Annotated in this window: 15 protein-coding genes, 1 tRNA gene and 5 pseudogenes; 11 read left to right on the forward strand and 10 right to left on the reverse strand. The window is 36.2% G+C overall.

Annotation, left to right across the window (positions count from 1 at the left end):
- The first annotated feature begins 41 nt into the window (after positions 1–41).
- The 4 genes and pseudogenes from OOL03_RS00215 to OOL03_RS00230 form a co-directional block, all read left to right on the forward strand.
- A complete protein-coding gene (locus OOL03_RS00215) occupies positions 42–764 on the forward strand; it encodes a Bax inhibitor-1/YccA family protein (RefSeq protein ID WP_155969329.1) in 723 nt (240 codons plus the stop codon).
- The gene (locus tag OOL03_RS00220) at positions 765–1,301 is read left to right on the forward strand and encodes a cytochrome c oxidase assembly protein (protein ID WP_006279376.1); all 537 of its coding nucleotides are present in this window, start codon (positions 765–767) and stop codon (positions 1,299–1,301) included. It abuts the gene before it with no gap.
- A gap of 170 nt (positions 1,302–1,471) precedes the next feature.
- A complete protein-coding gene (locus OOL03_RS00225) occupies positions 1,472–2,449 on the forward strand; it encodes a quinone oxidoreductase family protein (protein WP_253303422.1) in 978 nt (325 codons plus the stop codon).
- A 452-nt stretch (positions 2,450–2,901) separates the two neighbouring features.
- Positions 2,902–3,884, forward strand: a pseudogene (locus OOL03_RS00230) (IS4 family transposase); the annotation flags it as partial.
- Positions 3,885–4,077: 193 nt separating this feature from the next.
- Here OOL03_RS00230 and OOL03_RS00235 read toward each other — a convergent pair.
- A pseudogene (locus tag OOL03_RS00235) lies at positions 4,078–5,016 on the reverse strand (IS110 family RNA-guided transposase).
- A gap of 216 nt (positions 5,017–5,232) precedes the next feature.
- Between OOL03_RS00235 and OOL03_RS00240 the strand changes: the two are divergent.
- A pseudogene (locus OOL03_RS00240) lies at positions 5,233–5,640 on the forward strand (IS4 family transposase); the annotation flags it as partial.
- A 72-nt stretch (positions 5,641–5,712) separates the two neighbouring features.
- A pseudogene (locus tag OOL03_RS00245) lies at positions 5,713–6,535 on the forward strand (IS5 family transposase).
- A gap of 13 nt (positions 6,536–6,548) precedes the next feature.
- Here the strand turns inward: OOL03_RS00245 and OOL03_RS00250 are convergent.
- Positions 6,549–6,814: pseudogene (locus tag OOL03_RS00250) on the reverse strand (IS4-like element ISWosp8 family transposase); the annotation flags it as partial.
- Between the two features lie 350 nt (positions 6,815–7,164).
- Here OOL03_RS00250 and OOL03_RS00255 point away from each other — a divergent pair.
- A protein-coding gene (locus tag OOL03_RS00255; protein ID WP_264707019.1) for an IS630 family transposase occupies positions 7,165–8,024 on the forward strand; the annotation gives its coding sequence in 2 pieces (ribosomal slippage) (positions 7,165–7,489 and positions 7,489–8,024; 861 coding nt in all).
- On the opposite strand, the gene OOL03_RS00260 is transcribed toward OOL03_RS00255, so the two are convergent.
- The 5 genes from OOL03_RS00260 to OOL03_RS00280 all read right to left on the reverse strand — a co-directional run bounded on the left by OOL03_RS00260 (position 7,937) and on the right by OOL03_RS00280 (position 13,121).
- Positions 7,937–9,151: a reverse transcriptase domain-containing protein gene (locus OOL03_RS00260; RefSeq protein WP_264707380.1), complete on the reverse strand. Its 1,215-nt coding sequence runs from the start codon at positions 9,149–9,151 to the stop codon at positions 7,937–7,939. The genes OOL03_RS00255 and OOL03_RS00260 overlap by 88 nt on opposite strands.
- Before the next feature lie 651 nt (positions 9,152–9,802).
- Positions 9,803–12,076 carry a polyribonucleotide nucleotidyltransferase gene (gene pnp, locus OOL03_RS00265; RefSeq protein WP_095742791.1) on the reverse strand — a complete coding sequence of 758 codons (2,274 nt, stop codon included), beginning with the start codon at positions 12,074–12,076 and terminating at the stop codon, positions 9,803–9,805.
- Positions 12,077–12,090: 14 nt separating this feature from the next.
- Positions 12,091–12,363, reverse strand: a complete 273-nt coding sequence (rpsO, locus tag OOL03_RS00270) for a 30S ribosomal protein S15 (RefSeq protein WP_006279944.1) — start codon at positions 12,361–12,363, stop codon at positions 12,091–12,093.
- 12 nt (positions 12,364–12,375) lie between these two features.
- On the reverse strand, positions 12,376–12,636 hold the full coding sequence (locus tag OOL03_RS00275; protein ID WP_012673289.1) for a hypothetical protein: 261 nt from the start codon (positions 12,634–12,636) through the stop codon (positions 12,376–12,378).
- Between the two features lie 332 nt (positions 12,637–12,968).
- The gene (locus OOL03_RS00280) at positions 12,969–13,121 is read right to left on the reverse strand and encodes a hypothetical protein (RefSeq protein ID WP_264707381.1); all 153 of its coding nucleotides are present in this window, start codon (positions 13,119–13,121) and stop codon (positions 12,969–12,971) included.
- A gap of 73 nt (positions 13,122–13,194) precedes the next feature.
- Here OOL03_RS00280 and OOL03_RS00285 point away from each other — a divergent pair, with 73 nt between their 5' ends.
- Positions 13,195–14,151, forward strand: coding sequence for an IS5 family transposase (locus OOL03_RS00285; protein WP_253303449.1), 957 nt, complete (start codon positions 13,195–13,197; stop codon positions 14,149–14,151).
- A gap of 590 nt (positions 14,152–14,741) precedes the next feature.
- On the opposite strand, the gene OOL03_RS00290 is transcribed toward OOL03_RS00285, so the two are convergent.
- From OOL03_RS00290 to mnmE, 3 genes are all read right to left on the reverse strand, one after another.
- On the reverse strand, positions 14,742–15,758 hold the full coding sequence (locus OOL03_RS00290) for an NAD(P)/FAD-dependent oxidoreductase (RefSeq protein WP_264707382.1): 1,017 nt from the start codon (positions 15,756–15,758) through the stop codon (positions 14,742–14,744).
- Positions 15,759–15,926: 168 nt separating this feature from the next.
- Positions 15,927–16,014 (reverse strand) — tRNA-Ser (locus tag OOL03_RS00295).
- A gap of 47 nt (positions 16,015–16,061) precedes the next feature.
- The gene (gene mnmE, locus OOL03_RS00300) at positions 16,062–17,606 is read right to left on the reverse strand and encodes a tRNA uridine-5-carboxymethylaminomethyl(34) synthesis GTPase MnmE (protein WP_264707383.1); all 1,545 of its coding nucleotides are present in this window, start codon (positions 17,604–17,606) and stop codon (positions 16,062–16,064) included.
- A gap of 131 nt (positions 17,607–17,737) precedes the next feature.
- Between mnmE and nuoI the strand changes: the two genes are divergently transcribed.
- The 3 genes from nuoI (at position 17,738) to thrS (ending at position 20,449) form a co-directional block, all read left to right on the forward strand.
- Positions 17,738–18,220: an NADH-quinone oxidoreductase subunit NuoI gene (gene nuoI, locus OOL03_RS00305; RefSeq protein WP_038199316.1), complete on the forward strand. Its 483-nt coding sequence runs from the start codon at positions 17,738–17,740 to the stop codon at positions 18,218–18,220.
- A gap of 115 nt (positions 18,221–18,335) precedes the next feature.
- Complete coding sequence (locus OOL03_RS00310) at positions 18,336–18,551, forward strand: hypothetical protein (protein WP_155969049.1); 216 nt, start codon at positions 18,336–18,338, stop codon at positions 18,549–18,551.
- The gene (gene thrS, locus OOL03_RS00315) at positions 18,548–20,449 is read left to right on the forward strand and encodes a threonine--tRNA ligase (protein ID WP_264707384.1); all 1,902 of its coding nucleotides are present in this window, start codon (positions 18,548–18,550) and stop codon (positions 20,447–20,449) included. Before OOL03_RS00310 ends, thrS begins: the two co-directional genes overlap by 4 nt.
- The last annotated feature ends 7 nt before the right edge of the window (positions 20,450–20,456 follow it).

A 20,456-nucleotide genomic window follows, 5' to 3' on the forward strand; every position in this document is an offset into this window, starting at 1 on the left:
ATATTATAATGTGTTAAATAATGGACAAAAGGAGTTATATTATGTCTTATATGAGAAATGAACAGGATATTCGCTCTCAAGGCGTTTACTATAGCGCTGGGCTTAGAAGTTACCTAACTAAAGTATACAATTACATGGCTTTAGCTTTGGGCGTCACAGGGCTTGTTGCATTTTTAACAGTATTTTCTGGTCTTTTTCAAGTAATTTATTCTAATCCCGTTCTATCGCTTGTGGTAATGTTATCTCCGGTTGCATTGGTGTTCTACATGTCTTATAGAATTCAACACCTAAGTGCTCAGTCTGCCGTTACTATATTTTTCTCGTTCTCAGTGTTAATGGGGCTTTCCTTATCTTATGTTTTTATAGTTTATACTGCAGAAAATATAGCAAGGGCGTTTTTCATTACATCAATCATGTTTGGCTCTATGGCTTTATATGGCAATACTACAAAAAGAGATCTTACAAGTATGGGCTCTTTCTTGATTATGGGAGTTTGGGGGTTAATCATTGCGTCTATAGTAAATTTATTTCTTGGAAGTAGTCCTCTCCACTTTGCAATATCGTTCATATCAGTAATAGTCTTTACCTTAATGACTGCGTATGATGCTCAAAGAATCAAGGACGTTTATTATAAACATAATGACGGATCAGAAGTTGCTACTACTAAATTGGCAATACTCGGTGCAACTAATCTTTATTTTGACTTTATTAATATGTTTCTCAATCTACTCAGGTTACTTAACTTGTTCAACAATAGGGATTAGATGTTTTCCTTTTTAAGGAAAGGCAGTAAGAATTCTATAGTTTTCTTTTTAGTATCTTTAGTTGTGTCGATGATATGTCTTGCATATGCATCGGTACCTCTATATAGCATTTTCTGTAAAGCTACTGGGTATGGTGGCACAATAAGAAAAGTAACTAACACAACAACAAATATAACTAACCAAAAGATCAGGGTCCATTTCAATGCTGATATAATGTCCGATCTACCTTGGGAGTTTAAATCAGAAACTAACTACGTTGACGTAAACATAGGAGAACAAAGTTTAGCGTTTTATTACGCAAAAAATCTATCTGATCAGCCTTCATTTGGAATGGCGGTGTATAACGTTACGCCTTTCAAAGCAGGTAAGTATTTCAATAAAATTGCATGCTTTTGTTTTGAAGAACAAATGTTGCTACCAAAACAAAAAGCAGCTATGCCCGTATCTTTTTATATAGATCCTGAGATAATGCTTGATAACAATACAAAAGATTTGAGCGAAATAACACTGTCATACACGTTTTTTAAGCTTAAGTAACAGAATGTTTGCAAACCATGTCATTTCAGTAATCAATAGGGTGTCATCCAAGTAGCTGACACTGGAATGACAGGAGGTAACGCAAGAAGTCTATTGATTGTGAAAACAATAACTTTGCAAAATATTAATTGTTAGATAACATAATCAAAGTTTTTGTCTTAATATTCATCATGGTTAGAGCTATACAAATTAAAAAAACTGGGGGACCAGAAGTATTAGAATTTGTAGATAAGAGCATAGGTGAGCCAAAAGGCGAGGAAGTCTTAGTGCGTCACACAACTATCGGCTTAAATCGTTATGATTTAGAGCACAGAAAAGGTACACGCAAAATTAAAAATTTACCATCAGTGCTTGGAGTGGAAGCAGTTGGGGTTATTGAAAAACTTGGTAAAAAAATCAGTGATGGATTCAAAGTTGGAGACAGAGTTGGATATTGCACAGCTCCTCCAGGGGCATATTGTGAAAAGCGCATTATACACCAGAAATATCTGATAAAAATTCCAGATGACATATCTGATGAAGTTGCTGCTGCAGTGCTGTTTAAAGGTATGACAGCTCACTATTTAGTTAATCAATCTTATAAAATCAGGCCTGGTGCTTTCGTGCTAGTTTATGGAGCTAATGGTGGCTTAGGGCAAATAATATGTCAATGGGCAAAGGATAAAAAAGGTGTAGTGATAGGTTCTGTAAGCTCTGATGAAAAAATGAAGATAGCTTTACAAAGTGGCTGCACATACGCAATAAACTACAATGATAAAGACTTCGTTTCTAAAATTATGGAGATTACGCAAAACAGAGGAGTAGGTGCAGTGTATGACCCCATAGGTTACGCTACAAGTAAGCTCTCTTTTGAATCTTTAGGCAGGTTCGGCATATACGTTTCCTATGGGCAGATATCAGGTAACGCTCCTATTAGTTTTTCTTTACTTAGTTCACGTTCGTTATTTGCAACTGGAACCTCAATATACCATTATAAGCATGATAGATTCACATTAGTGCTTACCACAATGGAAATCTTCGAGATGATAAGAAAAAAACTTTTAACTGTACGGATCAATAAAAAATATAAATTTGATGAAATAATTCAAGCACATCGTGATATGGAAAATAGAAAAGCGAGTGGGCTAAATATCATCAAAGTCTCTTAAATAAATTAGTAATTTAAACTAACCATTCATTAAATTATATCAACTAGAATTTCACATATTTCATTCTCCTTTTGGGGGAATTAAAAGCATATAGCTAAACTGACTTAGATTTACCGACAACCGTCATCCCGCTACGTGTTAGCGGAATCTATACCGCGAATAGACTTCTTGCATAACCCAAACTAAGTAGAAAGAAGGTATCATCCGAGTAGCTGACACTGGTTCCTTTATGACGGTAGTAGCCCCCCTTCTCCTGTCATTCCAGTGCTCTCTTCTTGTCATCCCAGTGCCCAAACACTGGGATCCAGTTTCACCTTATGATGGTGTCATGAAAGTAGCTGACACTGGTTTCCATCCAAGACGGTGTCATTCCTTACTATTACCCACAAATATAAATGGACTAAAAAGTAAAATATTACAATATTAAAGTTTGCAAATATTGAGGGTGTAAAATGGCAAGTAAAAGTAGTGAATGGGCTAAAAATGAATTTGGAGATAAAAGGTTAACTGAGCGATTAGTAAAGATTGCTGATATGTTTGACAAAATTACCTGAAAGTTAGATTAATCAAGCATGTGAAAGTTGGTCAGAAGCAAAAGCAGCATATCGTTTTTTTTAAAATGAGAACGTAAAAGAAGTCGATATTCTAGCTTCACACATTGATAAAACAGTTGAGAGAACAAAAGCTCACAAGAGGGTTCTTGTCATTCAAGATACCAGTTACATTGTATATAATAACCATAAAAAAACAAGCGGATTAGCAAATTTGTCCAGTTATGATACTGCAAAAGGTATTATAATGCATACAGCTCTTGCCGTTAGTATAGAAGGTTTGGTACTAGGGATACTAGATCAAAAAGTTTATTCAAGACCTGAAGAAACTGAGAACCTTAAAAAAAAGAGCGATCGCATTGAAGATAAAGAAAGCGTAAAGTGGTTGGAAACTTTAAGAAAAACAAATAATATTATTGATCCAACTCAAACTGAGACTATAACTGTATGCGATAGAGAAGCAGATATATATGACTTTTTTGAGCTTGCACATAGTCTTAATTCGGCAGTGCTAGTTAGAGCATGCAGAGATAGAGCAGTAAATAGAAAATCTCGATATCCTGAAAAAGGTGAGCAGAAGTTATGGGCATTTATTAAATCCTCTCATTGTGCAGGTACGGTAGAAGTTGAAGTTCCTGTAAAAGATAATAAGCCAAAAAGAACAGCACGTTTGGAAGTTAGATTTGGAAAGTTTATGATGAATCCATCTAAGAATAATATTAGGCATAAGACGGAAGAACTACCTAAATTACCACTTTATGCAGTTTATGTTGTTGAGAAAACTCCCCTTCCCTTAAAAAAAACCGCTAGAATGGATGCTATTAACGAATCTTTCAGTTAATACTTTCGATGAAGCTGTTGAAAAAATTAGTTGGTATCAACTATGTTTTTTAAAAATTTTTTTATTTGTGTAATTTTGCAAATTATATGGGCAATAAAAACCCGTTTGTCATAGAAATAGAATTTTATATCAAACAGCTACCACAGCAATTTCTGCTTAAGCTAATGAATATGTGCTTTAAGTCTGTGTGGACGCACATATTCATTAGCCAATTTCAGTTACCGTTGTGAAGATTTTTAAGTATGCAAATTAATTGCTTCTTTAAGTCTTGTATTAGCAATTACTATAATTTTACGCATTAGGGCTGTTATAGCCACCATCTTCTTCTTACCACTTTCAACAAGCTTAGAATAAAAGGCGCCAAGTATAGATTTTGACCTTGTAGCAGCCATAGCGGCTGTAAAGAGCTTTGAACGAACGTTACTTCTACCACCTGTAATCCTTCGGTAACCAACAGCTTTACCACTTTCTTTTGGATGCGGTGCAACTCCGGCAAGACTTGCTACTTCTTTTCTATTTAAGTAACCAAGCTCTGGCATTAAACACAAAAAATCTTGTGATAACTTTTTACCTATTCCAGGAACTGTTTTAAGAATTTTTTGGCGTTGTTGTAATTCGCGGCTTTCATCAATAATCTTTTGTATAGTATCATTGAGTTCGTTTATTTGACTATCGAAAAACTCAATGGTCTTTTGACAGCTTTCTTTTATATGATCATTTTCCGGTGCTTCAAGTCTGCATTTTTCTTGAGTTCTCATTTGCGTAATATCATCACGACGTTGACAAAGTGCAGCCAAAGTTGATTGTTCTGTAGAGGTAGGTACAAATAGAGAGATAGTTCTATGGCATTCAAATCCATATTGAGCAAGAGCTCTTGCATCTAGACTTTGCTAAAGTTCCGTGAGATAAAATAAAGCTTTTTACTTTACGAGTATTAGCTCGATGCACGGCAATATTTTTGTCGGTAAGAAAATGTGATAAGCCAAGCTCATATTTCCCTGTATTTTCTAAAGTCACTAAAGCATTAGGTAGAATATCTGAAAACTCTTGAAATAATTGTTGCCAACCAGAAGCATTATTATCAAATTCGACAGCATTCTTCTGTTTGTGAATTGCAACGACATTTTTAAATTTTCCATGTCAATGCCAATAAAATTTTGATAAGATGTAACCATAATAAACCTCGATAGTTTTAGTTAATTTAAGATTGTAAACGGGTGCATATATATGTCCCAAGCAACTATTCAAACGTATCGAGGGATAGGGCTAGCGTACCTTGATACCAACGGTTGTAATACCAATTTCCTTTCGGTCGCGCACGCCCGCTATTCCTAGTGAGCAGGGTTATCTTTCTCTCTTATCTCTTTTATATCACGTTTTTAACTTACAATTGCCTTAGATGGAAAATAGAGATATTACATAAAATTTTAAATCCGGTCTCAAAGTTGAAGAATGTAGGCTTGGAATAGCAGAAAGATTAATGAGGTATTTAACAGTCATGAGCATTATTGCTTGGAGAATTTTCTTTATTACATCAATTGCAAGAACTAACCCAACATTACCATGTACTGCCTTATTAGCTGAGGAAGAATGGAAAGTTTTATATGTTAAAATACACAGGAAACCATGTCCAAATATAGCCCCTACTATAAAAGAAGCCGTTTCGTGAACTTGGAGGTCATTTAGCAAGAAAAAATGACCCAAAACCAGGACCAATTACTCTTTGGAAAGGATATAAACGTCTCTTTGATTTAGCAGAAGGATGGCGACTTGCTCACAAACCTCATATTTGTGGGTAATAGTAAGATTTGAGAGGTTGTCCACAAACCAAGGAATACGTAGTATATAAAGAAAGAATATTGAGGTAAGAGATGAGGAAAAAATATCCAACAGATTTAAGTAAAAGGGAATGGGCAAGAATAGAAAAACACTTCAGAGTATCGTACAAGAAAGGAGGAAGGCCACCAAAATACAGTAAGTGTGAGATAGTAAATGCAATTCTTTATATACTGCGCACAGGATGTCAATGGCGCTATTTACCACACGATTTTCCGCCGTGGAAGGCTGTGCATGAACAGTTTAGAAGATGGAAAAAGCAGGGAATTTTTGAGAAAATGAACTATGATATCACTAAATATAGTAGGTCAAAAATGGGAAGCCGAGCGCATGCATAGTGGACAGTCAATCGGTAAAAACCACGGAAAAAGGGGGGTCAAAGGTTATGATGGTGCGAAAAAGGTAAAGGGGAGAAAAAGACATATAATCACAGATACTCAAGGATTTGTGCTTGGTTGCTATGTAGGAGCTGCAAGCGAAAATGACAGAGATGGGGTGAAGATGGCATTGGACAATATGAAGGAAAAATACAGCAATATTAAGAAAATGTGGGCTGATATGGGATACCAAGGAAAAGATTTAAAGGATTACGTAAAGAGAGAATATGGGATAGATATTGAAATTGTCAAAAGGCCTCCATGTAGGTTTTGGGTGCATAAAGATACACCACTAGAACTATTGCCACAACGGGATCCTGGATTTTCAGTACAGCCGAGAAGGTGGGCGGTAGAGAGGACTTTTGCTTGGATCAATAGAAATAGAAGGCTATCAAAGGAGTACGATTTACTTACAACATCTACTGAAAGTTTCATATATCTGGCTATGAGTAAAGTTATGTTAAGTAGGGAATATGCTTGATTTACTGGTTTGTGGACAACCTCTTAAATTCTTGAAAGCCTGTATGGCAAATCTTATACCTTGCTTTAGAAAAGGCTTGCTTTGAGGGTACATGTCAATGGCTCCATAAGTTCACATTCTATTCCCAAACTTTTTTTAACTAACTTTAAAATCATAGAAAATACTTTCGAAAAAGGAAGTTTTCTTGTTCGTGTAAAACTCAACACAATGGATTTTCTGAAAAGTTTTCGAGTATATTATATTTTTAATTTGTAGAATAAGGTTTTTTCCTTTTTGCATATTTCACCTAAAAAGGACACATTTTAGACTTCTTTGTTGAAATAAAACAGAAACAAAAGTGCTGTCCCTTGCACTCTTTGGATAATTTAATGATAAAAAATTTGGAGAGAAATTTTATGCACTATCGCTGATATTTTTCCTTAAGTTGACGCCATTGCCTGAACACTTACCTAATGATGAAGCTATCGAAAACATAGCAAAGAGACTTCAAAAATCTATAGACGATGCAAAAAAGCACAAGGTCATGTTTAGTGTTGATGTATTCCAAGGAGAAAAAAGTCATCAATATAGCTCTTTCGATAAAAGTCCGGATGTGATAGGATAAGGATAGATGATGATAAGGAGGTTGAATGCCAGCAGCATATAGTTATGATTTAAGAAAAAAAGCAATGGAAGCGCTAGACGAAGGAGAAAGCAGAGAAACAGTGGCAGCAAGATTTAAGATTGGACGAACTACTTTATGGGAGTGGCAGCAAAGAAGAAAAGAAACAGGAGACTTTCAATCAAAAAAACTTGGAAATGGGGGTTACAATCACAAAATTACCGACTGGGATACCTTTGCCAAATTTGCCAGAGAACACGGAGGAAAGACTCTATCGGAAATGGCTAAACTTTGGAACAACGTTAGTATCCAAACGATCTATCGAGCCCTTAAAAAAATTGGATTTACGCGCAAAAAAAGACATATGGATACAAGGAAAGAAACGAAGAAAAACGTGCTGAATTTTTGAAAATTATAGCGACAAAAGAACCTAAAAACTTAGTGTATATAGATGAGTCTGGCATTGATAACACCGAAGACTACCCCTACGGATATTGCCAGAAAGGACGGCGGTTTTATGCCTTAAAATCTGGAAAGAAAACTCAACGAATCAGTATGGTTGCAGCCTTAAGTGGAAGAAAGATAGTTGTTCCGTTAACCTTTGAAGGCCACTGTAATATGGATGTTTTTAATGGATGGTTTGAGCAATTTTTGACACCGATCTTGGAACCTGGACAGACTGTCATTCTTGACAATGCTACTTTTCATAAGTCTGATAAGATTATCGAGCTTGCTAAAGGGGTTGGTGCAGAAATTTTGTATCTGCCGCCTTATTCTCCAGATTTCAACAAAATTGAGCATCATTGGTTTGCTATAAAAAACAGAGCCAGGAAAAACATTCCTCTATTCGAATCCTTTCTTCGTGCTGTTGATTCTGCCTTCCTATGACCTGTTTGGACTATTATGAGAAATGCTATAAATCCAAGAAAATCAAAGCCTGGTTTTTTTTCCTTTAGAGGATTCAATGAATGAGAAATTTTTGTCTTTGATGACTTTAATTCTAATCCAATGGTTTTTAACCATTCCTTAATTAAAATCTCTGCCTTAAGCACAATTTGCTTACTTTCATGAAATACCACAAAGTCATCGGCATAAGTAATTATGCTGAGTGATCTTTTTGCCTTTTCTCTACATGATCTACCAAGTTTTTCTTTTCTATAGCTTCTTATCTGATCTGCCATTGTTTCTTTTAAATAGCTTTCTAAACCATTTAGAGCGATACAGGCGAGCAATGGAGAAATTGTTCCTCCTTGGATAGTACCACTTTCAGTTGGTTTATATATTCTATTTTCCATAACACCTGCTTTCAACCATCCTCTTAATATTTTCTTTAACGTTGGTGTGGTATTGAGCTTTTCAAGTAGTTTATTATGGTTAATATTGTCAAAGCACCCAGATATATCAGCATCTAAGATGAATGCTGTCTTTCGACTCAACGCTTGAAATATTGCTTCAATGGCGTCATGACATGATCTACCAGGTCTAAAACCATAAGTGTTTGGCTCAAATTTTGCCTCCCACTCAGGTTCTAAAGCCATTTTTACAAGTGTTTGTTTTGCTCGACACGATATAGTGGGTATCCCCAATGGGCGTTTCTCATTCTTTCCAGGTTTTGAAATCCAAATGCGTCTTGATGGCTTTGCTTTCTCCCTTATATCTAAGGAGTTTGCCAATTGCAATCTTTCTTTTTGACTAAGGTTAGCTTTTCCATCAATACCTGCAGTTTTTTTCCCTCTGTTGTCCTGAGTTACCCTTCTAACTGCTATCGTTCTTGCACTTGTTGATTTGAGTAATAATCTCTGAAGATTGTGCATCTTTTTGATATCATCACATTGTGAAGCTCGGTAAATTCGTTTTTGTAGCTTAAACGAAAATTTCTCTAGCTTGCGCCAAGGAATTTCATTCCATTCATACCTAACATTTTGTTGGCTCATAACATATTCACTACTATTTACAACTTTACCTTCCAAATTACAGTGTCCACGTCTGCATATCCTAGACATTACCCTAGGCATTAGCTTCTTAAACAATCCCTCCACACAGAGACTTGCGGTTGGCTACCTGCTTGTTACTCTTATAAAGATTAACAAGAGCTTCCATGTGGTTACTCCGTTCCATGAAACCATTTCGTGTTGGATTTAGGTTCTTACTTTTTGCCGAGAGATCGGAAACATCTTGATTAAACGTGAGCATTTTAATCATCCATTCTCTGTACCTTTTGGTTTATGCGTATCAACCTTTTTTTTCGCATATTTGCAATGACGACAATTCAAACATAAGTTTCTTTCGTAACCATATCTAACTCTTCTCGAGAGGATTTATTATAAGGTTTAATATTACTCCCTTTTAGTTCATGCTTGCACCCTAGAAAATTGCCAATTTCCTAAAATGTGAACTATGATTTCAACCAGATGTTATGGTGGATGGAATTTAACCATCATGATTTCATGACATCGGATCGCACCCTCACTTTTGCTCTATGATTATCTTTATTATCTTGCTTTGTCTACCTTATTCTACCACTCCGCTGAACGGATACCTTGGGTTAGCTATAGCTAACACCACAATTGTACTAACATTGTGATTTGAGAACAACCCTCACCAGAAAGGGTGTCATTCCAGTGTTAAGCACTGGAATGACGAGAGGTAACGCAAGAAGTTTACTCTTAATAAAAACCTGATGATGAATCATTATTACCAAATTTCGGCCTATTTCTGTTGCTGAAACCAGAACGAGGACGAGGAGGCCTCTTATGGTGACTTCCTCCAGGTTTTCTACTAAATGAATTATTGTAATAATTATCCCTGTCATTTGGACCATCTTTCCTTTCCTCGTTGTAAAGCTCACCTTCAAAAAACTCTCCCGTCTCTTGATCAACCCGACGTCTTGACAACTTTGGACACCCACCTTTTTCGAAGTCAATTACTAGTGCTTTGAAAGTATCATCTTGTTTAAGTACGCTCTCTATAGAATCTATATGTTCATTAGCTACTTCACTTATGTGCATTTTTCCTTTTCTGCCATTAAGAAATTCAAGCTCTACAATAGACTTCTCTATTCTTACAACCTTGACATCAACTATAGAACCTTGTTCTAGTTCTGTTATTGAATCAATCATCATACTCTTTGCAATTTCAGCTTCAGTGCCACTCGTAGCAAAAACAGAAACTTTACCATCATCTCCTATTTCAATTTTTGCATTACTTCTTTCACACACACTGCGTATATTTTTCCCCTTAGAACCTATAGCAGCAGAAATTTTGTCTTTATCTATGTAAAATGATAACATCCTTGGTGCATGGTCTTTGACATCATCACTGTGTTCTGAAATCACTGCATTCATTTTTTCTAAAATATGTAATCTTCCAGCTTTTGCCTGTTCTAAAGATTTTTCAACAATTTCAAAGCTTATACCAGAAATTTTCATGTCCATTTGTAGCGCCGTAACCCCTTCACTAGTTCCTGCTACTTTAAAGTCCATATCACCAAGATAATCTTCATCACCAAGTATATCGGAAAGTATTACATACTCGTCTTTATCTTTGATGAGACCCATAGCAATTCCAGCAACAGGGGCCTTTATTGGCACACCCGTATCCATTAAAGCAAGAGAAGTCCCACAAACTGTTGCCATAGAAGAAGAACCATCAGACTCCAAAATTTCGGACACTACTCTTATTGTATAAGGAAATTCAGACTTATCGGGTAAAACAGGATGAATTGCTTTCCAAGCAAGTTTGCCATGACCGATTTCTCTTCTTCCTGGTGCACGCGCAGCAGAAGTTTCTCCAACAGCAAATGAGGGAAAGTTATAATGCAACATGAAATGCTCACGTCTATCCCCTTCAATATCATCCACAATTTGCTCATCTTGAGTGGTGCCAAGAGCAGTAACAACCAGTGCCTGAGTATTGCCTCTTGTAAATAGTGCAGAACCGTGAGTTTTGGACAGAATATCAACTTCAACTTCTATCTGACGTATCTCATCATGCTTACGACCGTCTATCCTTACACTTTTCTTCCTAATTATTTCACGTACTAAAGATCTTTCAAAGTTTTTTACTGCATACGTAATTAACTTTTCGTCTTTTCCAGTTTCTTTAAGAGTATTCAATATATTCTCTCTGATCGCTTCTAGAGCTTGAACTCGCTCTTGTTTTACTGTTTGCGAATATGCTTTTTCAAAATCTTTACCGTATTTTTCGAGCTCTTGTGTTATATCTGATGCATCAATAGGGGCAAAGCTCTCAGGTTTATTGCCAATTGTATCAGCAAACTCTTTTATGAGCTTAATGACAGGCTTAAGGTGTTCATGGCCAAATTTTATTGCATTAAAAACATTTTCTTCAGAGAGCTCTTTCACTTCTGATTCAACCATTAAAATTGAATTTTCATCACCAGACAAAAACAGATCCAAGCTGCTTGCTTTCATCTCTTGAACAGAAGGGTTGAGTATATAGTTATTATTTTCATCACAACCAACCATCACTCCAGCTATAGTAAAGTGAAAGGGAACACCAGAAATTGCAAGAGCTGCAACAGCACCAATCAATGCTGGCACTTCAGGAGGATTGACTGTATCATAAGTTAATAGATTGCACACCACACTAATTTCATCATGAAATCCTTCTGGGAATAGTGGTCTTATACTTCTATCTATTACTCTTGAGATTAAAGTTTCTCTATCAGATGGCTTGCCTTCTCTTTTAAAAAACCCGCCAGGGATCTTACCCATGGCATAGCTTTTTGCGATAAACTGCACATTTAAAGGTAGGAAATCAACGCTTTCTTCCTTCTTTTTACGTACAACAGTTACTAAAACAGAAGTATCACCGTAATTTACAACTACTGAACCATGAGCTTGGCGTGCTATTTTTCCTGTTTCTAAAGATAAGGCACGACCACCCCACTCTATAGATTTTTTTATAATTTTAAACATATTAAATTCCTCGATTATTTTCTAATGCCTAACTTCTCTATTAATTCCTGATAGGCTTCATTACCAAATTTACGCTTTATATAATTTAAGTGCTTGCGTCTTCTACCTATCAATATAAGTAAACCACGCTTAGAGTGATGGTCATGCTTGTGCACTTTAAAATGCTCAGTTAAGTTACTGATCCTCTCGGTCAAAATTGCACATTGTACAAAAGATGAGCCTGTATCATCTTCTTTAATTGCATATATATTTATCAAACTCTTTTTCTTTTCGGATGTTATCGACATCTAAACCTCATTTTAAATATTAAAAACACGAATAGGTTTCACACAACCATAAATAAAACTGCAGATTGCAATAGGTACACTACCCACCACCGTACAACAAATATCATGATTCTTTAAATTACGCAAGTTATTTAATACAACTTCCTGACCTTTTCTGATTTTCCCCGCATCTTCTAGGGAAATTTCAACTTTGAACATCGATTTTAAAGCCGATTCAATGGGGATGACGAAACTTTTTGTATTACTCCCTGTCACTCCATCATCTTCTGTCATCCCACCCCCCTCTGTCATCCAAGTAGCTGACACTGGGATGGCTTTGTTGCATCGCTAGCTATGATGGATTAAAGATAAAAAAGGTGGAGAATATCAGTAGCTTATTATTCTGGTATTTACAACAAGAACGGTCAGTGAATACCTAAATTTGAGTAAAAGAAATTTCACTACCACTCACTAATCCGGCTAAAATTCAAGAATTTCAATGCTTTAGCTATTTTCAATAGAATTAAATTTATTAATATAAATAACAAATTACTATTCTTAAATTTGATCAGATTGATTGCAAAAAAACAAGATTTTCAATAAGTTGCTTATAATCCTAATTATAGTTAGCCTTTCATAAGTAGCGATGCAACAAAGCCCACTGGGATCCAGCCTATTTCATCACGAACATTGTTTTTGACATATGCTCCTAGAATCTTTTGTCCATTACATGATTTGTAAGTATTTGTATATCTGGATCCCAGTGGGCTTTGTTGCATAGCAACTGAAAAAATCTGGTGGCTACTGACAAAATTCATTATAAAATAGCCATTTAACCTTGAAAGAAAAAATATGCCACAAAAAATGAGGGTCAGTAACCATAGCGAATATAACAAATTTCTAGAAAAAAGAGGAAATATTTTTCATTATATCAACGAAGCCATAGAAAAGTGGTACGAGAATGGTCCAAAAATACCAGGTGGCAACAATATTTATAGCGATAAAGTTGTAATTTTGGTGCACATAATAACTTGTTTATTTAGAATAGGCCTGAGGCAAACAGTTGGGTTTATAGCAGGATACCTTGAGCAAATTGGGAAAAATTTGCAAGTTATCAGCTATTCACAATCATCAAGAAGGTTTAAGAAACTCAATATTAAGATCAATGATTGCAGAATTGATAAAAATAATATGGAAGATATCGAAATTACTATAGACAGTACAGGAATTAGTATATACAACAACACTCCTGGTCATAGCAAAGAAAATAGCGAAGATAGAAAGTATCGCAGCTATGAACAGACAAGAAAATTGCATGTAATGTTGAATACAAACAGCAAAAAAGCCATAGCTGTAAAATACAGTAACGGTGTCTACTCTGATCACTATGGAGCTTGTGATTTGCTAAAAGAAGTCGATTTTCAGTATGTCATAAAAGTACTATATGCAGATAGGGCATATGACAGAGAAAAGCTCTATAAGCTGTGTAATCAATATGGTATAAAAACGAAAATTCCTCCGAAAAACAACGCAGCAGAGCATCCAAAATTGGATTATATGCTTGATAGAAATGCCGCTATTCAGTTAATGAAATTACATGGTGAGAATGGTATAAAAAGATGGAAAGAAGAAGTAAATTACGGAAAAAGATCGTATATTGAAGGATTTTTCTCAAGGTTGAAGCGAATATTTGGGTTTAGTTTTAGGAGCAAATCTGAGATTAATCGTGAGAAGGAACTGCTACTCAAGTGTTATTTGCTTAACAAATTTACTGAAATAGGCATGGCTAAGTTTGAGATAGCTTCATGAATTTATTGTACGTTACCTACTATCCGAAGAGCGATGCAACAAAGCCATCCCAGTGTCAGCTACTCGGATGACAAAAAAAGGAGCACTGGAATGACAGCAGTCCTACGTCATACCGCGATTCATTCGCGGTATCTCTAGATCCCGCTAACAAGCAGCGGGATGACGGTTGTCGTTTAGCCACAAATATTTAAGAAATTTACCAAATGAAAAAAAAGGCAAAAGAAGCCCTGGGGTTATTATCCGCTTTAAAATATTGGCGTTTTTTATGTTTTAAACGCTTGACAAGCGAGATTAAGCTGCTTTTAATTGCAACTAACTTACGCTGCAAACGTTTAAGAAATTTACTAAGCAGAAAAAAAGACAAAGAATCCCCGAGTTAGCTAGTCTTTTACTATCTCTGTCGAGTATTGGCATTTTTTGATGTCTTGTAACGCTTTGTAAGCGCGTTCAGCTTACTTAGATAAAAATCTAGATGTAGATATTGAACATAAGACGCCGATACATTAAGTAATCCTTACCTTTTAATCTGCAGATTGGCGAAAGCAAATACAATAGCTTCAGTTTCATGATAAGGGAGCTGGCGAGGTTTGTCAAGGAAGTTTTTCTTTCCCGTGAATTCCCTTTGAAGTTGAATATTGAAAATTGACTGGAGAGTTGTGGATTACTTTGTATATGTCATAACAAGCCATGGCGCTCTCAGCAAAACCATTTAGTATTAATTTTAGTTTGCCTGAATAAATAGCTATATCTCCGATTGCATATATCCTATCTCTACTGGTTTTAAGTGTAGCTGGGTCGACAACTATGCGGCTATGTTCTAACTGTATACCCCAATTGTTTATTGGACCAAGATTCATTGACAATCCAAAAAATGGCAGCAAAAAATCAGCGGATATTTCTTTTTCTTCCTTAGAGGCAATGTTTTTTACTATCACTGTGCTCAATTGCCCATTACCTCCTGCTAGTTCGTGTAATTGATATGGCACTACCAGTTCTATTTTTCCATCAATTTCAAGTGATTCTAATTTATTTCTAGTTTCAGGAGTGCAGCGAAATTCCTTTCTCCTATGTATCACATAAATTTTCTTTGCAACTTTAGAAAGTTCTACAGTCCAATCAGCCGCAGAATCACCCCCCCCTGCAATGACTATAGTTTTATCCTGAAAATCAGAAATTTTATTTACACTGTAAAATACAGATTTATTTTCATATTCTAATATACCACTTAAGGGTGGACGGTTAGGTTCAAACATTCCATTACCTGCAGCAACAATAACAGCCTTACATTTTACCTCTGTACCTATGCTCGTTATGATAGTAAAGTTTTCACCTTCGTTATTTGAAATCTTTTCTACTTTTTGACTTAAATGGTAAATAGGCTTAAATGGCGAAGCTTGCTCCATTAGCTGCTCAATTAATTTTTGGGCAGTAATTACAGGATAACCAGGTATATCGTATATTGGCTTTTCTGGGTAAAGAGCTGTGCATTGTCCTCCTGCTTGATCCAAAACATCTATTATATGACATCTCATATCAAGCATTCCCGCTTGAAAAGCAGTGAATATTCCAACAGGTCCTGCACCTATTATTACTATATCGGTTTTCATATTCAGATGGTGATCTATTTATAGATATTAGCTTTCTTTGCTAACAAGGTCAATTTACAAAGGGATGTATTTTTAAAAGATGTGGCTAGATTAGACAAGATTTCCAGCGTTATGAACCACATAGTCCAAATAAGCTCTAAAAATCAGCTAGCATAGCGAGATGCTGTGCGGACGGAATGGGATTCGAACCCATGGTACGCTCATCACGTACGTCAGTTTTCAAGACTGGTGCCTTAAACCGCTCGGCCATCCGTCCATTTCTTTTCTATCACAACATTTGATTTTAAGCAATCTATAAAAGCTTTACTTGCCCACGCAAAAGTTGCTAAACACACTACTCAATATTTCCTCAACATCAATAATTCCAATCACCGCACCAAGTTCAAATGCAGCAAGCCTCAAATCTTCAGATATCAACTCAATTGGATTATCGATATTAAAACGTTGTAAATGTTCCAGTGCTTTCTTCATGTGATTCCTATGTCTTTGCCGAGTGATTACAGGAGTGTCTCTATCATGCCCAAATTTTTCCTCTGCCTTCTCTTTTATGAGAGAGATCAATTTGTTTGTACCTATTTCCTTTAGAATAGAAATGGGTAAAAGATCTATGCCATTAATTTTTATATTGTGATTATTGATAACATCGTCAGCTTTGCTCAATACATAAATGGTGTCATTTTGGTCTGATGTCATGCAAGTAGCTGACACTGGTTTCCAGCTTATCTCATCATGAACATTGTTTTCAGCACATGTTTCTAGAATCCATTGTCTATTGCATAATTTGCAAGTATTTTTATATCTGGATCCCAGTGTCAAGCACTGGGATGACACCGTTTGTTGATTACAATATTTGCATAGTTGTGTGTCAAGCACTGGTACTACAGATGGTATATTGCCTGTGGCTTGATAATTGACATCGTGTCGTTGTTCAAAAGGAAACAGTTCTATTCTTAAATCAGCTTCAAAAGACCTCTTTTTCGCTCGACTTATACCTTCTGATTCTATTGGATCTGAACTTTCACGAATTCCAGCAGTATCAGAGAGAATGATTGGGTATCCGCCAATGTCAATATGAGCTTCAAGTATATCTCTTGTTGTGCCTGCATATTCAGAAACAATAGCAATATCACGCTTGGCTAAGAAATTAAACAGAGTTGATTTACCGACATTTGGTTCACCAGTTATTACAATATGTAAACCCTCACGCAACCTTTCGCCCCGTCTATTATCATTTAAATGCTCTTGTATCAACTGCACGAGAGATTGCACTTCATTATTAATTTTTTCCAATTCACTTTTTTCTGCCCAAATGTCCTCTGGAAAGTCTATATATGCTTCGATTTTGGATTGTATCGTTATTAATCTTTGCCTCCAATTGCTGTATAGTCTCTCCAATTCTCCTGATATCTGCTTAATCGCTTGTTTAGCTTGCATTTTCGTCTCAGCATCAATTAAGTCTGCAATCCCTTCTATTTGCGTTAAGTCAAATTTACCATTTAGAAAAGCCCTAAGTGAGAATTCTCCAGGCCTGGCCATAACGAAAATTTTTGATAATTCCTCCAAGATGATTTTTATGACGGCCTTGCTTCCATGCACTTGTAGCTCTATAACATCCTCGCCAGTGAAACTGTTTGGAGCAGGGAAATAGATGATTATTCCATTATCTATCAATTGACTGGAATCATCATATAGATCAACTAAAGTAGCAAATCTTGGTTTAATTTCTTTCTTAATATGAAAATGATTTAAAGCTTTAAGCGCGTAGTTGCCTGAAATTCTGATTACTGCAACTCCTGACTTACCAAATACGGTCGATAAAGCGAAAATAGTTTCATTTGTGTTTGTCATTATTTATATAAACTACTTAGCAATATTACACTTAAGAAACCAAAATACCTAAAAAGTCACCCAGGTGAAAATATTTATTTTGAAAACTGATAATATGATTTATAATGACTGACACAAGTTTTAAATATTTTATGCTCAAGAAATTAGCTTGGTACTGGTCTTTTGTAGAGTTAATTAAAGGGTTTGTTATTACATTAAAATATATGTTTAAGCCAAAGGTTACTTTGAGGTATCCTATGGAGAAGGGCCCTTTAAGTCCAAGGTTTCGTGGTGAGCATGCGTTGCGTAGGTATCCAAACGGTGAAGAACGATGCATAGCTTGTAAATTATGTGAAGTTATCTGCCCTGCTCAAGCAATAGTTATTGAAGCAGAGGAAAGAGAAGACGGTAGTCGCCGCACCACGCGCTATGATATTGATATGACAAAATGCATATACTGCGGACTTTGCCAAGAGGCATGTCCAGTTGATGCAATTGTTGAAGGTCCTAACTTTGAATTTGCTACTGAAACAAGAGAGGAGCTAATGTACAATAAAGAAAAGTTATTGCGTAATGGTGAAGTTTGGGAAGACGCAATTGCACTCAGGTTAAAGAAGAATAGGCCTTATTATTAATGTTCAGAGCTTATAACCCTGTTATCCATTATGATTTAGGGGCAGTGCCCACTAGGGGTGGTGTCATCCCAGTAGCTGATACACAACTGTACGAACATTTGTTTGCGAGGGCAGTATGTTAAATGTTATAGCCTGTTTTGCCTCAAACACAAAGGTGTCATCCCAGTGCTTGACACTGGGGTCCAGGTATAAAAATATTTGCAAATTGTGCAATGGACAACAGATTTTAGGAGCATACGTTAAACTAATTTCCATTATAAAAATAAGATGGATCCCAGTGTCACGCACTGGGATGACAAAGAGAGGGTTAGACAAAAGGGTCGATAAATGATTAGGATTACTTTTTCAGCCGAACAAAAAGTAAAAGAATACAGTGGTAAAGTTACTGGCTTTGATATATTACAACCGGATGTTTTGAAAGAAGCAATTGCCTTTAAGGTAAATGGTGAGTTGCATGATCTCTCACGTGAAATTGAAGCTGATGCAGAGATAGAGGTGATACAACTGAGTGACGAAGCGGGTTTAGATATAATAAGGCATGATGCTGCTCACATAATGGCACAGGCAGTGAAAGAGCTATTTCCTAATACTCAGATTACTATCGGCCCAACAATTCAGGACGGTTTTTACTATGATTTTGCTACAGGTCGTACCTTCACTACGGACGATCTTACCGCAATAGAAAAGAAAATGAAAGAGATTGTAAAAAGTAACCACAGATTTGTTCGAGAAGTTTGGACTCGCAAGCAGTCAGTTGATTTCTTTAGTGGTATAGGCGAAAAATATAAGGTTGATATTATCTCATCCATACCAGAGGGTGAAAACCTAACTGTTTATAGGCAAGGTGATTTTGTTGACCTATGCCGTGGTCCGCACTCACCATCAACCGGCAGAGTTAAAGCGTTTAAACTTATGAAAGTAGCGGGTGCATACTGGCGAGGTGATGCAAAGGGCCCAATGTTGCAGCGAATATATGGCACAGCATGGAGAAATAAGGATGAATTAAACGCTTATCTTGAGTGTCTCAAAGAAGCAGAGAAACGTGATCACCGCAAAATTGCCAAGGATATGGATTTATTTCACATCCAAGAGGAAGCTGTTGGGCAGGTTTTTTGGCATGAACAAGGATATATTCTATATAATGTTCTTGAGTCTTACATCAGAAAGAAGCTAATAAATAATGGCTATTTTGAGGTAAAAACTCCTATTTTAGTAAGTAAAGAGCTGTGGGAAAGATCTGGACATTGGGATAAGTTTCGTGAAAATATGTTTATTGTTGACGAATCTGAGAATAAAAAGTTAGCAATAAAACCCATGAATTGTCCTTGTCATGTGCAGATTTTTAATTCTCACACCAGGAGCTACCGTGATTTACCAATACGTATGGCAGAGTTTGGCACATGCCATAGAAATGAAAGCTCAGGATCATTGCACGGACTGATGCGAGTGCGTGGTTTTACGCAAGACGATGCACACATTTTTTGTATGGAAGAACAAGTGAATTCTGAGACTATAAAGTTTTGTGACCTTTTAAAAGAAGTATATTCAGAGCTTGGATTTAATGAAATTTCTGTGAAATTTTCAGACCGTCCAGATATTAGAGCAGGTAATGATGAAGTGTGGGATAGAGCTGAAAAAGCGCTGCTTGAAGCCGTTAAAGAAGCAGGCTTGAGTTATAAACTTAACCCTGGTGAAGGTGCGTTTTATGGTCCAAAGTTAGAGTTTGTCTTGAAAGATGCAATAGGCAGAAGCTGGCAATGTGGAACATTACAAGTTGATTTCATTTTACCAGAACGTCTGGGAGCTTTTTATATAGGAGCAGATGGACAAAAGCATCACCCTGTCATGTTACATAGGGCAATTCTTGGAACTTTTGAGCGTTTTATTGGAATTTTGATAGAAAATTATGCAGGAAAATTTCCAGTTTGGCTTGCTCCAACGCAACTTGCTATTCTGACCATTACAAATGAGGCTGACGGTTACGCCACAGAAATTAGCAATATTTTAAAAGAACAAGGTGTGAGAGTCAAGACTGATTTGACCAATGAAAAAATTAGTTATAAGATACGTTTGCATAGTTCAAACAAGGTTCCTATATTGTGGATTGTAGGCAAAAATGAAGTTACAAGTAAAACTGTGTCAGTAAGAAATTTAGGATCGGAAAGACAGGAGTCTTTTTCTTTGGAAAAGGCTAATGAATCGCTGTTAAAAAGTATTAATTTGAATTAAGGGAGTT

The organism is Wolbachia endosymbiont (group A) of Acrocera orbiculus (assembly GCF_947250015.1).
In the GTDB taxonomy this organism is placed as follows: domain Bacteria; phylum Pseudomonadota; class Alphaproteobacteria; order Rickettsiales; family Anaplasmataceae; genus Wolbachia; species Wolbachia pipientis.

Excerpts from the sequence above, each read along its gene's own strand:
- OOL03_RS00220 (WP_006279376.1), top strand. The coding sequence starts at position 765 with ATGTTTTCCTTTTTAAGGAAAGGCAGTAAGAATTCTATAGTTTTCTTT.
- pnp (WP_095742791.1), bottom strand. The coding sequence starts at position 12,076 with ATGTTTAAAATTATAAAAAAATCTATAGAGTGGGGTGGTCGTGCCTTA.
- mnmE (WP_264707383.1), bottom strand. The coding sequence starts at position 17,606 with ATGACAAACACAAATGAAACTATTTTCGCTTTATCGACCGTATTTGGT.
- OOL03_RS00215 (WP_155969329.1), top strand. The coding sequence starts at position 42 with ATGTCTTATATGAGAAATGAACAGGATATTCGCTCTCAAGGCGTTTAC.
- OOL03_RS00225 (WP_253303422.1), top strand. The coding sequence starts at position 1,472 with ATGGTTAGAGCTATACAAATTAAAAAAACTGGGGGACCAGAAGTATTA.
- OOL03_RS00280 (WP_264707381.1), bottom strand. The coding sequence starts at position 13,121 with ATGCAACAAAGCCCACTGGGATCCAGATATACAAATACTTACAAATCA.
- nuoI (WP_038199316.1), top strand. The coding sequence starts at position 17,738 with ATGCTCAAGAAATTAGCTTGGTACTGGTCTTTTGTAGAGTTAATTAAA.
- OOL03_RS00260 (WP_264707380.1), bottom strand. The coding sequence starts at position 9,151 with ATGCCTAGGGTAATGTCTAGGATATGCAGACGTGGACACTGTAATTTG.
- OOL03_RS00285 (WP_253303449.1), top strand. The coding sequence starts at position 13,195 with ATGCCACAAAAAATGAGGGTCAGTAACCATAGCGAATATAACAAATTT.
- thrS (WP_264707384.1), top strand. The coding sequence starts at position 18,548 with ATGATTAGGATTACTTTTTCAGCCGAACAAAAAGTAAAAGAATACAGT.
- OOL03_RS00290 (WP_264707382.1), bottom strand. The coding sequence starts at position 15,758 with ATGAAAACCGATATAGTAATAATAGGTGCAGGACCTGTTGGAATATTC.
- rpsO (WP_006279944.1), bottom strand. The coding sequence starts at position 12,363 with ATGTCGATAACATCCGAAAAGAAAAAGAGTTTGATAAATATATATGCA.
- OOL03_RS00275 (WP_012673289.1), bottom strand. The coding sequence starts at position 12,636 with ATGACAGAAGATGATGGAGTGACAGGGAGTAATACAAAAAGTTTCGTC.
- OOL03_RS00310 (WP_155969049.1), top strand. The coding sequence starts at position 18,336 with ATGTTAAATGTTATAGCCTGTTTTGCCTCAAACACAAAGGTGTCATCC.